The sequence below is a fragment of the Izhakiella australiensis genome (assembly GCF_002006995.1).
Lineage (GTDB): Bacteria > Pseudomonadota > Gammaproteobacteria > Enterobacterales > Enterobacteriaceae > Izhakiella > Izhakiella australiensis.
The window spans coordinates 63288-82624 of sequence record NZ_MRUL01000011.1 but is presented as its reverse complement, the minus strand read 5'-3'; the positions used below and the strand labels follow the sequence as shown (position 1 = coordinate 82624).

The following is a 19337-nucleotide window of genomic DNA, read 5'->3' as shown; positions in this document are numbered from 1 at the left end:
TTTCTGCTGGTGGATTGGTATTTAAGCAGCCAATTATTTCGAAGCGAAAAATTAATATCGACGTCCGAATTTATCGCTGAAAAAATTTCCAGATTATTCAGCTTTCGCTTTCGGGCATAATAGGAGCAATTGAAGTCAAGCATCGCTGTTCGCTACGCTTCATACTCTTAACTTCGCGTTTTTTGTCTTGTTTATCGATCCCGACAACGCGATTTGATCGGGCTAAAGTAACGCCACCAGGCTAGACTTTAGATCCTCAACACCAAACCAATTTTATTGGGGAAACACAATGTTCCAGAAAGAAGTGACTATTACTGCACCTAACGGTTTACACACCCGCCCGGCAGCCCAGTTTGTTAAAGAAGCTAAGGCGTTCCAGTCAGAAATCACTGTCACCTCCAACGGCAAATCCGCCAGCGCCAAAAGCCTGTTCAAGCTACAAACGCTGGGCCTGACTCAGGGTACGGTAGTCACCCTTTCTGCCACTGGTGAAGATGAGCAGCAGGCGGTTGAGCACCTGGTTAAATTGATGGCTGAGTTGGAATAAGCAAGCTCTTATTCAGAACGTGCCGCATGGCCTGGCCTGCTAACCACCTGGTTATTTGATCGCGGACAGCTTGTCCGCGTTGTTGCTTTAGTAAAGTATCTAAATCACTTGAACAGCAACCTGGCGGTTAGTTTTTTGGCCGTACCGCCATGCCAGGTGGTTTAAACGATGTATCCATCGCTTAACCTCATCGGGTGATTCTCAAGATTATAAAAGGTAGGGTTATGATTTCAGGCATTTTAGCATCACCGGGTATGGCTTTTGGCAAAGCGCTTTTGCTGAAAGAAGATGAAATTGTCATCAATCGCAAAAAAATTTCCGCCGATGATACCGACGCGGAAGTTAAGCGTTTTCTCGATGCCCGCGCCAAATCCTCGACGCAGCTTGAAGCAATAAAAATTAAAGCAGGAGAAACCTTCGGCGAAGAAAAAGAAGCGATCTTCGAAGGCCACATCATGCTGCTGGAAGATGAGGAGCTGGAGCAAGAAATCATCTCGTTGATTAAAGACGAACTGGCCTCCGCCGACGCCGCCACCTTTTCGGTGATTGAAGGCCAGGCAAAGGCTCTTGAAGAGCTCGACGACGAATATCTGAAAGAGCGTGCCACCGATGTGCGTGACATCGGCAAGCGCCTGCTGCAAAACATTCTTGGTCTGCACATTGTCGACCTCAGCGCTATCCAGCACGAATCTATTCTGGTGGCGAAAGATTTAACGCCATCTGAAACCGCCCAGCTGAATCTTAAAAAGGTGCTGGGTTTTATCACCGATCTCGGCGGTCGTACTTCGCACACGTCAATCATGGCGCGCTCGCTGGAGCTTCCGGCTATTGTCGGCACCGGCAATATTACGAACAGCGTCAACAATGGTGATTTCCTGATCCTCGACGGGGTTAACAACCAAATCTACGTTAATCCAACCGCCGAGAAAATTGACGAACTGAAAGCGATTCAGAAACAGTACCAGGAAGAGAAAAACGAGCTGGCTAAGCTAAAAGATCTGCCGGCAATCACTCTGGACGGTCACCAGGTCGAAGTGGTGGCGAATATCGGTACGGTTCGCGATATCGCTGGCGCCGAACGTAACGGCGCTGAAGGCGTCGGTCTGTATCGCACCGAGTTCCTGTTTATGGACCGCGATTCACTGCCCAGCGAAGAAGAACAGTTTCAGGCGTACAAAGCCGTGGCCGAAGCAATGGGTTCACAGGCAGTTATCGTACGCACCATGGATATCGGCGGCGATAAAGACCTGCCTTATATGAATCTGCCTAAGGAAGAAAACCCCTTCCTCGGCTGGCGCGCCATCCGCATTGCAATGGACCGCACAGAAATTCTGCACGCTCAGCTGCGCGCTATCCTGCGCGCTTCAGCCTTTGGCAAACTGCGCATTATGTTTCCGATGGTTATTTCCGTTGAGGAAGTGCGCTTTTTGAAAAACGAGCTGGAAACCCTTAAAGCGCAGCTGCGTAGCGAAAGCAAAGCCTTTGATGAAAGCATCGAAGTCGGCATCATGGTTGAGACGCCCGCCTCGGCGGTGATTGCCCATCACCTGGCGAAAGAAGTCGATTTCTTTAGTATTGGCACCAACGACCTGACGCAGTACACTTTGGCGGTCGATCGTGGCAACGATCTTATCTCCCATCTCTACAACCCGATGTCACCATCGGTGCTGACGCTTATCAAGCAGGTTATTGATGCGTCTCATGCTGAAGGCAAGTGGACTGGCATGTGTGGCGAGCTGGCAGGAGACGAACGTGCTACACTGTTACTACTGGGTATGGGTCTGGACGAGTTCAGCATGAGTTCCATTTCTATCCCGCGCATCAAGAAAATTATTCGTAATACGACTTTCAAAGATGCGAAGGCATTAGCAGAGCAGGCGCTGACTCAACCTACCGCCGACGAATTAATGAATCTGGTCAACAAATTCATTGAAGAAAAAACTCTCTGCTGATACCGCGAGACGCTGACCCAAAATTACAGCTTAGGAGAAGATCATGGGTTTGTTTTCTAAACTTTTTGGCGATAAATCGGATAGCACATCAGGAACCATTGAGATCGTCGCACCGTTATCAGGCGAAATAGTAAACATCGAAGACGTTCCGGACGTAGTGTTTGCCGAAAAAATCGTCGGAGACGGTATTGCGATCAAACCTTCCGGTAACAAAATGGTTGCGCCAGTGGACGGTACGATCGGCAAAATTTTTGAAACTAACCATGCTTTCTCGATTGAATCGGATAACGGCATTGAGCTGTTCGTCCACTTCGGCGTTGATACCGTCGAACTTAAAGGCGAAGGCTTTAAGCGTATAGCGGAAGAAGGCCAGAAGGTAAGCAAAGGCGATGTGGTCATCGAATTTGATTTGCCGCTGCTCGAAGAGAAGGCCAAATCAACGCTGACGCCGGTGGTTATTTCCAATATGGATGAAATCAAAGAGCTGGTAAAACTCTCTGGCTCCGTCACCCTTGGTGAAACCCCGGTCATTCGAATTAAGAAGTAAGCAGTCAGCCAGAAACGACGACGGCACCGAAATGGTGCCGTTTTTTTTTGTTATTCATCAGCAGCCCAGTGCGGCAGGCGGATGGTCAATACCAGCCCGCCCAGCTTGTGGTTAATCGCCTGAACTTCACCGTGATGGGCCAGCACCACTTTACGCACGATTGAAAGACCAAGACCGTATCCCTTACCCATCAGCGGCGAATTAACCCTGACAAAGGGATCGAAAATGCTGGAAAGCTTATCGGAGACAACGCCAGGCCCGCTGTCCCGTACCGCAATGACCAGCCAGTCGTCCTCATTACGCAGATCGATATGAACCTGCTCTCCCTGCTGCGAAAATCGTAACGCGTTCCGTAGCACGTTTTCTACCGCGCGGCGAATCAGCTCTGCATTGCCTCGTACCGTATAGTCGTCCTGGCTATTAGCATTCAGTACGATCTCAACGCCGGGAACCTGAGCTTCGTAGCGCACATCGTCGGTGACGGCCTCAACCAGCCCCAGCAAATCGAAGTAGCGCTCGTCCGGCAGGCTGTCATAGCCGGCGCGGGAGAGCGTGAGTATTTCACCGATCATTTTATCGAGCCGCCGCGCCTCTTCGTCAATCCTGTCCAGCGAACCGGCAACGTTATCCGGCAGCTGGCGGGCAAGGCCGGTCGCCAGCTGTAACCGCGCCAGCGGCGAGCGAAGCTCATGGGAGATATCATGGAGCAGGGCTTCCCGGGCATTAATTAACACCGACAGCCGTTCAACCATGGCATCAAAGTCCTTTGCCACCACCGACAGCTCATCGTGGCGACCGCGCATGCGCGGAAACAGACGCACCGCAAGGTCGCCGGCGGAAACGCGGGAGAACCCTTCGCTGAGCTGGCGCATCGGCCGGGTCAGATTCCATGCCAGAATCAGGCTAAACAGCAGCCCCCCTACCCCTGCGAGATAAAACATCGGCATGGGAATATTGAGAATGTGAGGATGCGGCCCACCGCTAATGTCATTATCGCGACGTAAACCTTTAACGTCATAGCGCAGGCGGTAATGTTTGCCATCGGCAACGGTGACCCATTCAATCACCTCATCGGGGAACGGCCCATTGTCGTTGATATTATCCATCGGTGGCTGCGGCGCGCTTTTCGGCAGATCTTTTACCTGAATGACAGAAAAAAACCGACGGTCATCAGGCTGCCAGCCAGCCATCATATCGTTCAGCGCGCTCAGCCCACCGCGCTGCAAAACGGCGACCGCCGAGGCCATCTGTATATCGACGATGCGTCGGGCCGCCTTATATTCCGGCGGTTCACGGTGGTGACCGTAAAACTGAAATCCCAACCACAAAAGCTGGCTCACCAGAATAAAAGTAAGCCAGAAGCCAAACAGTATTTTCCAGAACAGGCGACCGCGAAAGCGCGCTTTCATCGGATGCGATAGCCGATGCTGCGCACGGTTTCAATATTGACGCTGGCCTGCGTCAGCGCAGACAGCTTCTGGCGGATATTGCTGATATGCACATCAACGCTGCGATCGTAGGCTTCCCGCTGACGACCCAGACCCTTTTCGGAAAGTTCATCTTTGGACACCACGCGCTCCGGCGAGCGTATCAGTATATCAAGCAGGTTAAATTCCGAAGCGGTGAGATCGAACGGCTTGCCCTGCCATTCGCTGGTGCGCGTGGCGGGATTGAGCGTCAACGCCTGCCACTGAACAATGCCTTTTTTGTCCTGAATGTCCGGTACGTCGTCAACGCGGCGCAGCACGGCGCGCAGGCGTGCTACCAGTTCGCGTGGATAGCAGGGCTTGGGCACATAGTCATCCGCGCCCATCTCAAGGCCGATGACCCGGTCGATATTATCCCCTTTTGCCGTCAGCATAATCACCGGCAGGCGGCGGTTTTGCTGACGGATCTGCCGCAACACATCGATACCGCTCATGTCCGGCAGCATGATGTCGAGAATAACCGCGCTGTAGTTAGCCGACAGCGCGCCCTCTACGCCCGCTTTGCCGCTCAGCACCAGCGACGCATCAAATCCTTCAGCAATCAGATACTGGCTCAGCATGGTGCCGAGCTCAACATCATCATCAACCAGCAAAATCTTCATCGGCGTTCTCCAGCAACTGATCTGCCTATTGTCACCCGATGCTGCCCGATTATCAGCCGGTTTTACGCTATTCTTACAGTTCGCCGCAGCAAGACGGGCCTTAGCTGAATACGCCGGTGGACAGGTAGCGATCGCCCCGATCGCAAATAATAGCAACGATTTTACTTCCCGGCAGCGCATGGGCAATACGCAACGCACCGGCAACCGCCCCGCCGGAACTGACCCCGCAGAAGATCCCCTCGCGGCTGGCAAGCTGACGCATGATGTCTTCGGCTTCGCCCTGACCGATATCAAGAATTTCATCAACCAGCTCAGGGCGGAAAATACCGGGCAGATAGGCCTGCGGCCAGCGGCGAATACCGGGAATATTACTGCCCTCAGAGGGCTGCAGGCCGACTATTTGCACGCTATCGCTTTGTTCTTTCAGATAGCGGCCAACGCCGGTAATGGTGCCGGTGGTACCCATGCTGGAGACAAAATGCGTCAGTACGCCGCTGGTTTGCTGCCAGATTTCAGGACCGGTGGTCAGATAGTGCCCCAGCGGATTATCGGGATTATTAAACTGATCGAGCACTTTCCCTTCACCACGCGCCGCCATCTCCTGCGCCTGGTCGCGCGCGCCTTCCATGCCAGTCTCGCGGGACACCAGAATCAGCTCGGCGCCGTAGGCCGCCATGGCCGCACGTCGTTCTTCGCTCATATTATCGGGCATCAGCAGCCGCAGCTTGTAGCCCTTCATTGCCGCAATCATCGCCAGCGCGATACCGGTGTTACCGCTGGTTGCCTCAATTAGCGTATCGCCGGGTTTAATCTCATGGCGGGCTTCGGCTTGCAGGATCATAGACAGCGCGGCACGGTCCTTTACCGAACCGGCAGGATTATTACCTTCAAGTTTTACCCAGATTTCACTGCCATTATCCGGCGTCAGGCGCTGTAGCTGGACCAGAGGCGTGCTGCCGATAGTTTTTTCAAGCGTCGTCACGATAGGTTCCTGACAAGCAAAGTGGACGGATAAAAAAAGGCCAGGCAAAACCTGACCTCCTCTGAGATAAAAAGAAAATATCAGGCGCTTTGCGCAAAGGCAACCTGACGTAGCGGCGTTTCACCATGATAAACCCGCGCCTGCTTCAGACCAACGTACAGCGTCTCACCGCGCAAAGGCGCAGTTTGCGAACCGTCAAACACCACGCTAAAAGGCTCGGCGTCCCACCCCTGAGGCTGCAGCTGCAGCTGCCAGAAGTGCCCTTTCGGACTGGCTTCGATCACCCGCGCGGCCAGCGGCGTATCCGGCGCTTGCTGTCGGCTTACGTCCACTTCCCACGGGCGCAGGAAGAGATCAACCTGCTCCTGCCAGGCGGGCGTGTAACCCAGCGGCCAGCGCTGGCCGCCGACGGAGAATTGCGAGCCCTGCACCTGACCGTCGAAACGATTAACCTCGCCAAGAAATTCCAGCACAAAGCGGGTGGCTGGCTCGCGCCATACGTCCTGCGGCGATCCTATCTGTTCAATGTGCCCCTGGCTCATCACCACGACGCTGTCCGCTACTTCCATCGCCTCTTCCTGGTCGTGAGTCACGAACACGCTGGTAAACTTCAGCTCCTCATGGAGCTGGCGCAGCCAGCGGCGCAGCTCTTTACGCACCTGCGCATCCAGCGCGCCAAAAGGTTCGTCAAGCAGCAGAATCTGCGGTTCAACCGCCAGCGCACGCGCCAGCGCCACCCGCTGCTTCTGCCCGCCGGAAAGCTGGGCAGGATAGCGGTTTGCCAGATGCGCCAGCTGCACCATCTCCAGCAGCTGCATCACCTTTTGCCGGGTGGCCGCTGCCCCCGGACGCTGACGTCGCGGCAGCACCGTCAGACCAAAAGCAATATTATCGAACACCGTCATATGGCGGAACAGTGCATAGTGCTGGAAGACGAAGCCGACCTGACGATCGCGGGCGTGCAGCCGGGTTACATCTTTGCCGTGAAAGCTCAGCGCGCCCTGCGTTTGACTTTCCAGACCGGCAATAATGCGCAGCAGGGTAGTTTTGCCGGAGCCAGATGGCCCGAGCAGCGCTACCATTTCCCCGGAGGGAATATCCAGAGAAATATCATGCAGCACTTTCGTTGAACCAAAAGCTTTACTGATATGATTGATTTCAATACTCATTATTAACCTCCTGCTGCAAGCGCTGGCGCTGGCTTTCCAGCCGCCACTGCAGTGCGCTTTTCAGAAACAGTGTCAGGATCGCCATCAGGGTCAGCAAGGCCGCAGCGGTAAACGCGCCCACGGTGTTGTAATCCTGATGCAGTAATTCAACCTGTAATGGCAGCGTATAGGTTTCGCCGCGTACCGACCCCGAAACCACCGATACCGCGCCAAACTCGCCAATCGCACGCGCGTTGGTCAGCACCACGCCATACAACAATGCCCAGCGAATATTGGGCAGCGTTACGCGGCGAAACATCTGCCAGCCTGAGGCGCCAAGCAGCACCGCAGCCTCATCCTCGTGACTTCCCTGACTTAACATTACCGGCACCAGCTCGCGCACGACAAAGGGACAGGTAACGAATACCGTCGCCATCACGATGCCCGGCCAGGAAAACATCAGTTGCAGATTGTGCGCATCGAGCCAGCCGCCTATCGGGCCATTAACGCCCCAGAACAGCAGATAGATTAGCCCGGCAACCACCGGCGATACGGCAAACGGAATATCAAACAGCGTCAGCAACAGCTGGCGTCCGGGAAAGCTAAAGCGCGTCACCAACCACGCCAGCAGCGTGCCAAACACCAGATTAACCGGAACGGTAATCAGCGCCACCAGCACCGTCAGCCAGATGGCATGCAGCATATCAGGATCGCCGAGGTTTGCTAACGCCGCGCCCAGTCCGTTAGCCAGCGCCTGCACGAAAATAGAGACCAGCGGTACCACCAGCAGCAATAACGACAGCACAATGCCGAGGGCGATCAATACCACCCTGCCCCAGTTAATCCGATCGTGCGCCATAATCCGTGAGCTATCTGCCATCAGTGGCCTCCAATGCGGCGGCCGAAGCGGCTTTGTAAGGTGTTAATAGCAAACAGCAGCAGCAGCGATGCGGCCAGAATAACCGATGCAATAGCGCTGGCCGCCGGGTAGTCGAACTCCTGCAAACGGACAAAAATCATCAGCGAGGTCACCTCAGTCTTCCAGGCAATATTGCCGGCGATAAAAATCACCGCGCCAAACTCACCCAGGCTGCGGGTAAAAGAGAGCGCCGTTCCTGCCAGCAGCGCCGGGGCGACTTCAGGCAGCACCACGCGCCGAAAACTCTGCCAGGGCGTGGCGCCAAGCGTTTCTGCCGCCTCTTCATACTCCGGCCCGAGCTCCTCAAGCACCGGCTGCACGGTACGCACCACGAAGGGGACGCTGGTAAACGCCATTGCGACCGCGATGCCAAGCCAGGTGTAGGAAACTTTCAGACCGAACCATGCGTATAATCCGCTGCCCAGCCAGCCATTGGTGGAAAACAGGCCGGCCAGCGTCAGACCGGCTACCGCCGTCGGTAAGGCAAACGGCAGATCCATCAGGCCATCCAACAGGCTGCGCCCGGGAAAGCGGTAACGCGTCAGGATCCACGCCATCAGCATGCCGAAGAAAGCGTTAAAAATTGAGGCCACGCCGGCAGCGAGCAACGTGACCTTATAGGCGGCAACGATCTGCGGGTTGGTGATTACCTGCCAGTATTGCGCCAGCGTCATCTGCGACAGCTGCATCAGCAGCGCGCTGAGCGGCAGCAGCAGAATCAGGCAGGTAAAAAACAGACTGCTGCCGAGACTGATGCCAAACCCTGGCAGCACGCGTTTACTGCTGGCAAATAGCATTTTAATGTCCCGCAGCTAACAATTTATCCAACTCGCCACCGCTGGCGAAGTGGGTTTTCATCGCCTGATCCCAGCTGCCGAACTGATCCTCGACCTTGAACAACCGGGTTTGCGGGAAGCGCGTTTTATTTTCTGCCATCAGCTCGGGATTATTTACCCGGTAGTAAAAGCCGGTAATAATCTTTTGCGCTGCAGGAGAATAGAGGTAGTTAAGATAGGCTTTTGCCGCCGCGCTGGTATTGTTGCGCTCAACGTTTTTATCAATCCAGCTCACCGGGAACTCCGCCAGAATATCGCTTTTCGGCACCACCACTTCATAGCCCTGATCGGCATACTGATTGCGAATAGTATTCACCTCAGACTCAAAGCTGATCAGCACATCGCCCAATCCGCGATCGACAAATGTGGTCGTGGCACCGCGCCCGCCGGTATCAAAAACCGCCACGTTTTTCAAAAACTGGGTCATAAACTGCTGGGTTTTAGCGCGATCGCCGCCATCAGCCTGGCTGGCAGCACCCCAGGCGGCCAGATAAGTGTAACGGCCGTTGCCGGAGGTTTTTGGATTAGGGAACACCAGCTTAACGTCGTTTTTGACCAGATCGCTCCAGTCGTGGATATTTTTAGGGTTACCCTTGCGAACCAAAAACGCCATCGTCGAGTAAAACGGCGAGCTGTTATTGGGCAAGCGCTGCTGCCAGTTGGCGGGGATCAGGTTGCCGCGATCGTGCAGGATCTGCACATCGGTAACCTGGTTATAAGTAACCACGTCGGCTTTTAGCCCCTGCAAAATGGCCAACGCCTGCTTCGATGAGCCGGCGTGAGATTGCTTAATGGTTAATTTGTCATCAGGGTGCTGGCTATCCCACTGTTTTTCAAAAGGCCCGTTCAGGGCGACAAACAGTTCGCGCGCGACGTCATAGGAGCTATTAAGTAATTCCGTTGCCTGAACGCTACCTGCCAGCATCAGCGTTAAAGCCGTTGCGCTGGCTATTTTTTTTATGGTTATTTGCGTCATTTTGCACCCTGTGTGTCAATCCGGCTGTATGTGTCAGGATGCCAGTTTATTTATAACACAGGGGAAAGTTGTAACGGTTTTATATACTCTTTAGTGATTTAAAAGCGTAAAAAGCTATAAGCTGCTGGCATTGGATATGCAAAGGCCTGGTAACAGGCAGCCAGCGCCAGCGGCCGGCACTACGGCAGGCCCGGCGTTGAGCCGCCGCACTGTCAGAACCGTGATCAGCTCTGCCAGATGATTTTATTCAGGCGCCATTTTTTCAGGGTAGCATTATCCGGCATCAAACCTTCCGGGCCGTGCCACTCACCGGTAAACTGATACCAAATGTGCTGGCTGCCGGGCGCCTGACAGCGCACATCACTGCCCTCGCGATCGCCCGCCAGTTTACAGGCGCCAAAAGCTTCGCTGTACAGCGTACTGAAGGGCACGCCTAATTTCACACCGCCAGGGCCGCTCACCTTATCGTCCATCACGACCACCCGGCTAACGCTGCTCTGGCCGCTGATTTCCATTTTCACCTTGCCATCGCTGAGCGCCTGCCAAAACGTACTCACCTTGCCACCGTCGCCGCGCATCCCTTTACGCAGGTGATAGTCGCCACCCAGGCTCTTGCTGATGGCCGCTTCCGTCATTGGCGTCGCGGCAGTTATCTTTCCGACCCCCTGCTCAGTCACTTCCGGCGTGGAACCGAACCAGCTGACCGGATTAAGCGCAGACCAGTGCCACGACAGCGGGTTATACCAGCTGGCGCTATCTGCAGCGGGAGTGGATGTGCCGGAACCTGCGCAACCGGCCAGCAGTATGGCGGCACAAACAGACGCCAGGGAAACAGACTTCATGAATACTCCTTTCAATCAAAGGCGCGATCGCCGAACTGCTTTGAGTCTGGCGGCGGCAAAAAGTTTACTCCGCATGGTTAAAGCGCGGATTGAAACAGTCGCGCAGCCGACGATCCAACAGCAGCCAGACCAGCGCCAGCAGATCTGCGATGCCCGTCAGTATCATCCACGGCGTAACCAGCGCCATATCCTGGCTGGCGGCGAAACACTGATGAATAAAAGACGCCAGCAGCGCAGCCGCTAATACCCAACGCCAGCCGCGCCAGATACGCGGAAAGCGCTGGCGCCAGCCGCTAAGCAAAAAGCCAATCGCCGCCGGAATCCCCCATATCAGACCGACCCACAGGTCGCCCGGATCCGGATAGAACAGCGCCAGCATCGCACTGGCCTGCTGACGGGAAGCGCCAGCCAGAACGAACAGCACCCAGCTGCGCGCCTGCAGCAGCAATATCAGCCAGTAAGATAAAGGAAGCCTGAGCTGCCCTTTGGCATCCCAGGCATCGGGCGGGTATTTCAGCATGATGTGGAATTAATATTCGCGATCTTCTATCAGGCGCTTGCCGAGGGTGACGCTGTCAACCATGTCATAATCCAGCTTTTCATAAAAGCCGATGACCGCATCGTTTTCCTGGCGCACCATCAGGTTGATCTTCGGGCAGCCGCGCGCAATCAGCTTTTTCTCCAGCCGGTTGACCAGCGCATTAGCGATACCGCGACCACGGTAGTCCGGATGCACGCCGAGATAATAGGCGGAGCCGCGATGGCCATCATAGCCGCCCATCAGACTGCCGACGATTTCACCGCCGACCACCGCCACCAGAAAGAGGTCGGGGTCGTAGCTCATCTTGCGCTCGATATCCAGCTCGGGATCGTTCCACGGGCGCAGCAGATCGCAGCGGTCCCACAAAGTGATAACCTCTTCAAAATCGTCCTGCTGAAACGCGCGGATTTCCATGGCTTATATCCTGTTAAGTCGCAGATTCTGCTGATTATCACGCATTCTCGCCGATGCGCAAGCCTCGTTGGTCGCAGAGGTAAAAAAACCCGGGCTATTTGTCAGCTGAAATAAAAAGTAAATACCTGAAATACAACGGACGTCGCGTAATCACAAACGTTACGATATAACAATGAGCAGTGTTTATTAACGGACGCCATTGTGAAACCGATTAAATTTCTCACGCCCCTTGTTTCGCGTCGCCAACTGCTGCTTTGCGGCCTGGCGCTGGCGCTGACCGGAACAAAATCTGCTTTTGCCAGTGCAGAGCATTCCCGGCTGCGGCTGACTGGCAACCATAGCCAGCCGAAACGCCCCGCTGCCGGCGGGAAAAAGATTGTGATGATCGATCCCGGTCACGGCGGTATCGATCCCGGCGCCCTGGGCGAAGAGGGGTCGGAAGAAAAACACGTGGTGCTGGATATTGCCCGTCATATCCGCACGCTGTTGCAGCACCATCCCGCAATTGAGGTTCGGCTAACCCGCGATAGCGATCATTTCATTCCGCTTTATGAGCGGGTTGAGATAGCCCATCAGCACGGGGCCAATCTGTTTATGTCGATTCACGCCGATGGCTTTACCAGTCCGAGCGCCCACGGCGCCTCAGTGTTCGCCCTGTCTAATCGCGGCGCCAGCAGCACCATGGCGAAATATCTGGCCAATCGCGAAAACGCGGCGGATAAGGTCGGCGGAGCCCAGGTGGAAGCCAAAGATCACTATCTGCAGGAGATTTTGTTCGATCTGGTGCAGACCGACACGATAAAAAATAGCCTGACGCTGGGCAAGCACGTTCTGAATCAGATAAGGCCAATCCATCCCTTGCACAGCCAGCATACCGAGCAAGCCGCTTTCGCGGTGCTGAAATCACCCTCGATCCCGTCGGTTCTGGTCGAAACTTCATTTATTACCAATCCGCAGGAAGAACGCCTGCTGGATACCACCGCCTTCAGGCAGAAAATAGCCAGCGCCATTGTTGACGGCATCATCAGCTTCTTTGACGAAGTTGACGGCAACGGCAGGCGTCCGGAACGATGAAATAGCGTATAATCACCGGGTCATTTTTTTAGCAAGCAAGGAAACCATGAGTTCTCCCAATATCGCCAGGGTCAAACAGTTCCTGTTACAGCTACAGCAAGATATTTGTCAGCAGCTCGCCGATGAAGACGGCAAGGTCGGATTCCACGAAGATAGCTGGACGCGCGCGGGCGGCGGCGGCGGACGCAGCCGCGTACTGCGTCAGGGCGCGGTGTTTGAGCAGGCCGGGGTCAACTTCTCGCACGTCCATGGCGAGCAGATGCCCGCCTCCGCCACCGCCCATCGGCCAGAGCTGGCAGGCCGGAGTTTTGAAGCGCTGGGCGTGTCGCTGGTGGTGCATCCTGAAAGCCCCTACGTGCCGACCAGTCATGCCAACGTGCGGTTTTTTATCGCGGAAAAGCCCGGCGCCAGCCCGGTATGGTGGTTCGGCGGCGGCTTTGATCTGACCCCTTTTTATGGCTTTGAAGAAGATGCTAAGCACTGGCATCGTACCGCTCACCAGCTCTGTCAGCCTTTTGGCGATGCGCTCTATCCACGCTATAAGAAATGGTGTGATGAATATTTTCATCTGCCTCATCGCAACGAACAGCGCGGCATTGGCGGCCTGTTTTTCGATGATATGAATACGCCAGATTTTGCACACTGTTTTAATTTTACCCAGGCCGTAGGGCGCGGGTTTCTGGAGGCTTATCTGCCGATCGTCGCCCGGCGCAAGCACCTTGCCTGGGGAGAGCGTGAGCGTCAGTTCCAGCTCTATCGCCGCGGCCGCTACGTTGAATTCAATTTGGTGTGGGATCGCGGCACCCACTTTGGCCTGCAAACTGGCGGGCGCACCGAGTCCATTCTGATGTCAATGCCGCCGCTGGTACGCTGGGAATATGACTACCAGCCGCAGCCCGGTTCGGAAGAAGCCAGACTTTATAGCGAATTTCTGCCGGTAAAAGAGTGGATTTGATGCTGCCTGATGGCATGCCCCGGCCAGATTGCAGCCGGGGGCAGGCGTTAATGGCGGATGCGGGCGCAACGCGAGGCCGCCCGCCCGTAACCCACTATAGCGGCGCGGTTTGCGCTTCAACCACCGCCAGCGCGACCATATTAACAATGCGGCGTACCGAGGCTATCGGCGTCAGAATATGCACAGGACGGGTCATACCCATCAGCACTGGCCCCACCGTCACCCCTTCCGAACAGGAAACGCGTAGCAAATTGTAGCTGATGCGCGCCGCCTCCATGTTCGGCATGATCAGCAGATTCGCCGAGCCTTTCAGCGGGCTATCCGGCATCAGGTCTTTACGGATACTTTCCAGCAGCGCCGCATCACCGTGCATTTCACCGTCCACTTCCAGCTCCGGCGCCCGCTGCTGGATCAGTGCCAGCGCTTCGCGCATTTTCCGCGCCGAAGGCGCATCAGAACTCCCAAAGCTGGAATGGGAAAGTAGCGCCACGCGCGGCTCGATGCCAAAGCGACGAACGGTTTCCGCCGCCAGTAGCGTCAGCTCCGCCAGCTGCTCCGCCGTAGGATCGGCGTTGACGTAGGTATCGGCGATAAACGTATTGCCCCCCGGCAGCAGCAACGCGTTCATCGCGCCAGCGACTTTTTGCTGCTTACGGTAGCCAAATACGTCTTCCAGTACCCGGAAATGCTCATGGTAGTCGCCGATGGTGCCGCAAATCAGCGCATCCGCTTCGCCGCGATGCACCATAATCGAGCCAATCAGCGTAGGATTGCCAATCAGCGCGCGCTGCGCCTGCTCGGCGGTCACTCCGCGACGCTTCATGATTTGATAGTATTCGTTCCAGTAAGCCTTAAAGCGTGGATCGGACTCGTTATTCACCACTTCAAAATCTTTGCCGGGCTGAATTTTCAGCCCCTGTTTTTTCAGACGCATTTCAATAACGCCTGGACGACCAATCAGCACCGGCTTTGCCAGGCCGAGGCTAATCAGCTCCTGGGTGGCATGCAGGGTGCGAATGTCCTCACCTTCCGCCAGCACCACCCTTTTAGGTTCTTTGCGCGCCTGGGCGAAAATCGGCTTCATAAACAGGTTGGTTTTGTAGACAAACTCCGCCAGCTTATCTTTGTAGGCTTCCATATCCTCAATTGGACGGGTCGCCACGCCGGAATCCATCGCCGCCTGCGCTACCGCGGGCGCGATCTGCACAATCAAGCGCGGGTCGAAGGGTTTAGGGATCAGATACTCCGGGCCGAAGGTCAGATCCTGGTCGACATAAGCCGAAGCCACCACATCACTCTGCTCCGCCTGCGCCAGTTCAGCGATGGCCTTGACCGCCGCCAGTTTCATCTCTTCGTTAATCGCCGTGGCGCCAACGTCCAGCGCGCCGCGAAAAATAAACGGAAAGCACAGCACGTTATTAACCTGATTGGGATAATCCGAGCGGCCAGTACAGATAATGGCATCGGGGCGCACTTCTTTTGCCAGCGGCGGCAGAATTTCCGGCTGCGGATTTGCCAGCGCCAGGATCAGCGGGTCACGCGCCATAAGCTTAACCATCTGCTGGCTAAGGGCGCCGGGGCCGGAACATCCGAGGAAAATATCGGCGTTTTCAATCACCTCTTCCAGCTTGCGCTTGCCATTATCCGCCACGGCGTAGGCCGCTTTGGTCTCCGCCATATTCTCTTCGCGCCCCTGATAAATAACGCCTTTAGAGTCGCACACGGTGATATTGTGCTTCTTCATTCCCATCGCTACCAGCAGGTTCATGCAGGCTATCGCCGATGCTCCGGCGCCCGACACCACCAGGCGCACGTCGGAAATATTCTTTTTCACCACGCTCAGACCGTTAAGCACTGCGGCGCTGCAAATGATCGCCGTACCGTGCTGGTCATCATGAAACACCGGGATGTTCATGCGCTCGCGTAATTTTTTCTCAATATAAAAGCATTCCGGCGCCTTAATATCTTCGAGATTGATACCGCCAAAGGTTGGCTCCAGCGCTGATACCACCTCGATAAACTTATCGGGATCGGTCTGGTCGACTTCAATATCAAAGACATCAATACCGGCAAACTTTTTAAACAGCACGCCTTTGCCTTCCATCACTGGCTTGCCGGCCAGCGCGCCGATATTTCCCAGACCGAGCACCGCCGTACCGTTTGAAATCACCGCCACCAGATTGCCGCGCGCGGTGTATTTATGTGCCGCCAGGGGATCATCGGCAATTTCCAGACAAGGTGCGGCCACGCCCGGTGAATAAGCCAGCGCAAGATCGCGCTGCGTCGCCAGAGGTTTGGTCGGGGTTACCTGAATTTTCCCCGGAACCGGATATTGATGAAAATCCAGCGCACTCTGGTTCAGTTGGTCGTCCATTCGCTACTCCTGTTGTCATGTTACCTGGTTGATAACTATAGAAGCGAAACAACACCACAAACTACGACAGGGGACGAAAAAATGACAACGCAGGCTCACTATTGGGCTTTTGTTGTCATTCGGATAAGGTTCGCCGCCCGCAGAAATGCAGCGTCAGAGGCCAGACGCCCGGAGGATAAGGAAAAAATGGCGAAGAAGACAACGCAGGCCAGACGGTAACTGGTAACGGTTACCCTGCCAGCGCAGCCTGGCGCTAACAGGCACCACGGCGCGCTCAAACAGGTTAAGCGCAATGTCTGCAAAGGCGAGCGGCTGGCGCGTGTATTTTCGGCTTAATCCTGGCGGCGAGGATTAAGCCTGTTGCGTCATATTGAGGATGGTGCGGATGTTCTGGGCGGTGGTGGCGATAATATCAATAGCGCCGGTGCGCAGCGCGCCGAGTATCGCCATCGCCTTGGTGTTTTCAGCGGCAATGGCGATCACGCAGGGGATTTTGCGTAGCTCTTCAATGCTCAAACCAATGACGCGATCGTTCATCACCGTATCAACGTGCTCGCCCTGGGCATTAAAAAAGTCATAGCCTGCGACATCGCCGGTGACGCCCTGATTGAGGCTGGCATCAATGATTTCATGGGGGGTAAACCAGCCAAGTTTAACCATATAGCTGTTTTCATTCATGTCGCCGATACCGACGATGGCTACGTCCGCTTTACGCGCCCGATCAAGGGTCTCTTTGATGGTGCCATTTTGCATAAAAGCATCTCGCAACGCGCGATTTTCCACGTAGGCTGGCGCATACAGCGTTTCGCTGTTGCCGCCGAACTTGCGCGCCATGCGGCGGCTAATATGATCGGCATTAATCGCATCGCCGGGACGATGGGTACCGCCAATGCTGCTGATAAAATGGCAGTAGCGCACCGGCACCTGGCCGGGGTAGTCAGCAACCGCAGCGACGTTACGTCCCTGACCAATCGCCACAACGTTATTTTCCTTCAGGGACTGACCAAGGTGGGAAGACACTAACGCGGCGACCTGGCGACGCTGCTCTTCTTCATCCTGATTATCAAGGGCAATCAGCGCCCGCTGCATATGGGGGAAGCGATTGAGCAGCTGCTGCTCAAGTCGGGTGCTGAATACCGGATGATAGCGGACGTTAATTTCAACAATGCCCTCTTCCTTCGCGCGTTTTAACAGGCGTCCTACCTTAATTCGTGAAATACCAAACTTACGCGCAATCTCTTCCTGGGTTATTTCATCCTGATAGTAGGCTACCGCAATTTCGGTCAGCAGTTCGGTATCCTGAGAAAGCGTGTTTTTTTCCATCCGATCTCTGTTCTCGCCAGGTTGATGCCTGAAATATCAAGCGGGGCTGGCGCGCAACCGCCGCCAGTAAAGGAGGATTTATAACACCGATGCGGCTTGTTTCGCCAGATATTGACGCACAAGCCGCCGCGTTAATCACGCTATCAGCGACGGATAGCGTCGATTTTCAGCATCCGGGCAATAACGATATCCAGCTCTTTCTGGTCAAAAATCTGTTTCCAGTCAGGCTTAACGATCTTCTCACGACCATATTCCATGGCAATCATACAGGCATCGGAAAACGGGTTAGTGGCGCGGAAGGCGACCGCCAGGGCAATCTGAATATGCCCGTATAGCATGGCTTTTGCCGCTTCCTCCGGTACGCCGGAATGTTTGACCGTTTCATCCAGCGCTTCTTTCATAAAGGCGCCGACCATGCAGGCTACGGTTTCCACCAGCGTCGGCTCCAGATAGGCCAGTTGGGTAACGGTTACCCAATGGACCTCTTCAACCGGTCCATACATGACGCTAATAACCTTGCTCAGCTCGGCTTTTTCCTCGGTGCTGCCGGCTTCAAAAGAGGCCGCAACGTGCTGAATAGCAGCGACGCCGCCAAAAGCATCGGCGTGTTCTTCTTTGGTATAGCGCTGCAAAAATACCGATGGATGGCAGGGATGGGCAACCGCATAGCGAATGTCAGCACGCTGGGCGATCAGATTGGCATAGGCTGCTGCCGGGTCAAGCGTCAGTAAAATTGCGCCGGACTTCATCTGCGGCACGATCAGTTCTGAAACCTTGCCCAACACGATATCCGGCACCGCCAGAATAACCACATCGCTCAGCGGCACGACGCTGGCAGCGTCAGAGAGCTCGCGCCCCTGCGCCTTTACGTTTTCCTGCGCCGGCGGTGAATTTTCGCTGTAAAATACCTGGTAATCGCTTTTCTGAAAATTAGCGGAAATGCGCATTCCCATTTTTCCGCCGGCACCAATGACGGTGATGGTCTTTAATTCACTGCTCATGATTGTTGCTCCTGATCTTGTTTACTACGTAAAAAATCGATGCTGTGTTGCGTCCAGATCGCTTCCTGCTGGCAGGTTTTTTCCGCGTTTTCCTGCCAGGGTAGCCAGTGTTCGACGATCTGGTTAATGCCTTTTTGCTGCGGTCGAACCCGGGCAATCATGGCATCATAATCAAGCAGTCCTTCTCCCAGCGGACAGCCTGCCAGCGTAAAGCCGACCCAGCCATCGCGTCTTGAGAAAGCGAAATCTTTCACATGCAGATTCAGTACCCGGTCAGCGGTGTTTTCAATCACCTGCTCTGGTAATTCCAGGGCTGCGACGCAGTTGGCAGGATCCAGGCAAATCCCTAAATAATCAGAGGGATGATGATTAATAACCGCCATCAGGGTGTGACTTTTTACCTGCTCATAGGTTTCCAGACAGAGTGCGACCCGCTGACGCTCAAAGGCGGGCAAAATCGCGCCCAGCAGCGCAGAAGCCTGCTGTTCAGTCGGGCGCTGAGTGGCGCTGTTAAACATCGAACGAATAACGCGGGCGCCAAGAATTTGCGCAATGTGCAGGTAGCGCGTCAGCTGCGCGCTATCCAGTCCGCGGGTTCCCAGCTCCAGCGTCATGCCAAGTTGGTCAGCCTGACGACGAAGCGCCTGCAGCTGCTCATCAGACCAGCTTTCAATGGGGGCGTAATCACAAATCTGGAACAGTGAAACGCCGAGGTCGGCGGTTTGCTGCAACATCTGCGCCAACGACAATGGCTGAGGCACCTGCTGCGATGCCCGCCAGAAGTAGGCATAGGTACTCAATCCAATGGCCATCTGCT

The 19337-nt window shown here is 55.0% G+C and carries 19 protein-coding genes; 5 read left to right on the top strand and 14 right to left on the bottom strand.

What is annotated here, in order from left to right; all coding sequences use genetic code 11:
• The first annotated feature begins 289 nt into the window (after positions 1-289).
• The 3 genes from ptsH (at position 290) to crr (ending at position 3046) form a co-directional block, all read left to right on the top strand.
• The gene (gene ptsH / locus BTJ39_RS15550) at positions 290-547 is read left to right on the top strand and encodes a phosphocarrier protein Hpr (protein WP_078003608.1); all 258 of its coding nucleotides are present in this window, start codon (positions 290-292) and stop codon (positions 545-547) included.
• Positions 548-771: 224 nt separating this feature from the next.
• Complete coding sequence (gene ptsI, locus BTJ39_RS15545; protein WP_078003607.1) at positions 772-2499, top strand: phosphoenolpyruvate-protein phosphotransferase PtsI; 1728 nt, start codon at positions 772-774, stop codon at positions 2497-2499.
• A 43-nt stretch (positions 2500-2542) separates the two neighbouring features.
• Positions 2543-3046: a PTS glucose transporter subunit IIA gene (gene crr, locus BTJ39_RS15540; RefSeq protein ID WP_078003606.1), complete on the top strand. Its 504-nt coding sequence runs from the start codon at positions 2543-2545 to the stop codon at positions 3044-3046.
• A 50-nt stretch (positions 3047-3096) separates the two neighbouring features.
• On the opposite strand, the gene BTJ39_RS15535 is transcribed toward crr, so the two are convergent.
• The 10 genes from BTJ39_RS15535 to BTJ39_RS15490 form a co-directional block, all read right to left on the bottom strand.
• Positions 3097-4455 (bottom strand): ATP-binding protein, encoded by a 1359-nt coding sequence (locus BTJ39_RS15535; protein WP_078003605.1) that lies wholly within the window; start codon positions 4453-4455, stop codon positions 3097-3099.
• A complete protein-coding gene (locus tag BTJ39_RS15530; protein ID WP_078003604.1) occupies positions 4452-5135 on the bottom strand; it encodes a response regulator transcription factor in 684 nt (227 codons plus the stop codon). The genes BTJ39_RS15535 and BTJ39_RS15530 overlap by 4 nt, the downstream gene beginning before the upstream one ends.
• Positions 5136-5235: 100 nt before the next feature.
• Positions 5236-6117, bottom strand: a complete 882-nt coding sequence (gene cysM, locus BTJ39_RS15525; RefSeq protein ID WP_078003603.1) for a cysteine synthase CysM — start codon at positions 6115-6117, stop codon at positions 5236-5238.
• An 80-nt stretch (positions 6118-6197) separates the two neighbouring features.
• Complete coding sequence (gene cysA / locus BTJ39_RS15520; protein ID WP_078003602.1) at positions 6198-7286, bottom strand: sulfate/thiosulfate ABC transporter ATP-binding protein CysA; 1089 nt, start codon at positions 7284-7286, stop codon at positions 6198-6200.
• Positions 7276-8145, bottom strand: coding sequence for a sulfate/thiosulfate ABC transporter permease CysW (gene cysW, locus BTJ39_RS15515; RefSeq protein WP_078003601.1), 870 nt, complete (start codon positions 8143-8145; stop codon positions 7276-7278). Before cysW ends, cysA begins: the two co-directional genes overlap by 11 nt.
• Positions 8145-8981 (bottom strand): sulfate/thiosulfate ABC transporter permease CysT, encoded by an 837-nt coding sequence (cysT, locus tag BTJ39_RS15510; protein WP_078003600.1) that lies wholly within the window; start codon positions 8979-8981, stop codon positions 8145-8147. Before cysT ends, cysW begins: the two co-directional genes overlap by 1 nt.
• A 1-nt stretch (position 8982) precedes the next feature.
• On the bottom strand, positions 8983-9996 hold the full coding sequence (locus BTJ39_RS15505; protein ID WP_078003599.1) for a sulfate ABC transporter substrate-binding protein: 1014 nt from the start codon (positions 9994-9996) through the stop codon (positions 8983-8985).
• A 224-nt stretch (positions 9997-10220) separates the two neighbouring features.
• Positions 10221-10838 (bottom strand): RpoE-regulated lipoprotein, encoded by a 618-nt coding sequence (locus tag BTJ39_RS15500; RefSeq protein WP_078003598.1) that lies wholly within the window; start codon positions 10836-10838, stop codon positions 10221-10223.
• Positions 10839-10902: 64 nt separating this feature from the next.
• A complete protein-coding gene (locus BTJ39_RS15495; RefSeq protein ID WP_078003597.1) occupies positions 10903-11358 on the bottom strand; it encodes a DUF2919 domain-containing protein in 456 nt (151 codons plus the stop codon).
• A gap of 9 nt (positions 11359-11367) precedes the next feature.
• The gene (locus tag BTJ39_RS15490) at positions 11368-11793 is read right to left on the bottom strand and encodes a GNAT family acetyltransferase (RefSeq protein WP_078003596.1); all 426 of its coding nucleotides are present in this window, start codon (positions 11791-11793) and stop codon (positions 11368-11370) included.
• A gap of 201 nt (positions 11794-11994) precedes the next feature.
• On the opposite strand from BTJ39_RS15490, the gene amiA reads away from it, so the two are divergent.
• Together amiA and hemF are read left to right on the top strand one after the other, a co-directional pair.
• Positions 11995-12867: an N-acetylmuramoyl-L-alanine amidase AmiA gene (gene amiA / locus BTJ39_RS15485; protein ID WP_078003595.1), complete on the top strand. Its 873-nt coding sequence runs from the start codon at positions 11995-11997 to the stop codon at positions 12865-12867.
• Between the two features lie 46 nt (positions 12868-12913).
• Positions 12914-13822 carry an oxygen-dependent coproporphyrinogen oxidase gene (gene hemF, locus BTJ39_RS15480; RefSeq protein ID WP_078003594.1) on the top strand — a complete coding sequence of 303 codons (909 nt, stop codon included), beginning with the start codon at positions 12914-12916 and terminating at the stop codon, positions 13820-13822.
• A gap of 94 nt (positions 13823-13916) precedes the next feature.
• Here hemF and maeB read toward each other — a convergent pair whose 3' ends face one another.
• From maeB to BTJ39_RS15460, 4 genes are all read right to left on the bottom strand, one after another.
• A complete protein-coding gene (maeB, locus tag BTJ39_RS15475) occupies positions 13917-16196 on the bottom strand; it encodes an NADP-dependent oxaloacetate-decarboxylating malate dehydrogenase (RefSeq protein ID WP_078003593.1) in 2280 nt (759 codons plus the stop codon).
• 351 nt (positions 16197-16547) lie between these two features.
• Complete coding sequence (locus BTJ39_RS15470; protein WP_078003592.1) at positions 16548-17519, bottom strand: sugar-binding transcriptional regulator; 972 nt, start codon at positions 17517-17519, stop codon at positions 16548-16550.
• A 143-nt stretch (positions 17520-17662) separates the two neighbouring features.
• A complete protein-coding gene (locus BTJ39_RS15465; protein ID WP_078003591.1) occupies positions 17663-18520 on the bottom strand; it encodes a phosphogluconate dehydrogenase C-terminal domain-containing protein in 858 nt (285 codons plus the stop codon).
• Positions 18517-19332: a sugar phosphate isomerase/epimerase family protein gene (locus BTJ39_RS15460; RefSeq protein WP_078003590.1), complete on the bottom strand. Its 816-nt coding sequence runs from the start codon at positions 19330-19332 to the stop codon at positions 18517-18519. Before BTJ39_RS15460 ends, BTJ39_RS15465 begins: the two co-directional genes overlap by 4 nt.
• Positions 19333-19337 lie beyond the last annotated feature (5 nt).

Coding starts and splice junctions, on each gene's coding strand:
- ptsH (WP_078003608.1), top strand. CDS start 290: ATGTTCCAGAAAGAAGTGACTATTACTGCACCTAACGGTTTACACACC.
- ptsI (WP_078003607.1), top strand. CDS start 772: ATGATTTCAGGCATTTTAGCATCACCGGGTATGGCTTTTGGCAAAGCG.
- crr (WP_078003606.1), top strand. CDS start 2,543: ATGGGTTTGTTTTCTAAACTTTTTGGCGATAAATCGGATAGCACATCA.
- BTJ39_RS15535 (WP_078003605.1), bottom strand. CDS start 4,455: ATGAAAGCGCGCTTTCGCGGTCGCCTGTTCTGGAAAATACTGTTTGGC.
- BTJ39_RS15530 (WP_078003604.1), bottom strand. CDS start 5,135: ATGAAGATTTTGCTGGTTGATGATGATGTTGAGCTCGGCACCATGCTG.
- cysA (WP_078003602.1), bottom strand. CDS start 7,286: ATGAGTATTGAAATCAATCATATCAGTAAAGCTTTTGGTTCAACGAAA.
- cysW (WP_078003601.1), bottom strand. CDS start 8,145: ATGGCAGATAGCTCACGGATTATGGCGCACGATCGGATTAACTGGGGC.
- cysT (WP_078003600.1), bottom strand. CDS start 8,981: ATGCTATTTGCCAGCAGTAAACGCGTGCTGCCAGGGTTTGGCATCAGT.
- BTJ39_RS15505 (WP_078003599.1), bottom strand. CDS start 9,996: ATGACGCAAATAACCATAAAAAAAATAGCCAGCGCAACGGCTTTAACG.
- BTJ39_RS15500 (WP_078003598.1), bottom strand. CDS start 10,838: ATGAAGTCTGTTTCCCTGGCGTCTGTTTGTGCCGCCATACTGCTGGCC.
- BTJ39_RS15495 (WP_078003597.1), bottom strand. CDS start 11,358: ATGCTGAAATACCCGCCCGATGCCTGGGATGCCAAAGGGCAGCTCAGG.
- BTJ39_RS15490 (WP_078003596.1), bottom strand. CDS start 11,793: ATGGAAATCCGCGCGTTTCAGCAGGACGATTTTGAAGAGGTTATCACT.
- hemF (WP_078003594.1), top strand. CDS start 12,914: ATGAGTTCTCCCAATATCGCCAGGGTCAAACAGTTCCTGTTACAGCTA.
- maeB (WP_078003593.1), bottom strand. CDS start 16,196: ATGGACGACCAACTGAACCAGAGTGCGCTGGATTTTCATCAATATCCG.
- BTJ39_RS15470 (WP_078003592.1), bottom strand. CDS start 17,519: ATGGAAAAAAACACGCTTTCTCAGGATACCGAACTGCTGACCGAAATT.
- BTJ39_RS15465 (WP_078003591.1), bottom strand. CDS start 18,520: ATGAGCAGTGAATTAAAGACCATCACCGTCATTGGTGCCGGCGGAAAA.
- BTJ39_RS15460 (WP_078003590.1), bottom strand. CDS start 19,332: ATGGCCATTGGATTGAGTACCTATGCCTACTTCTGGCGGGCATCGCAG.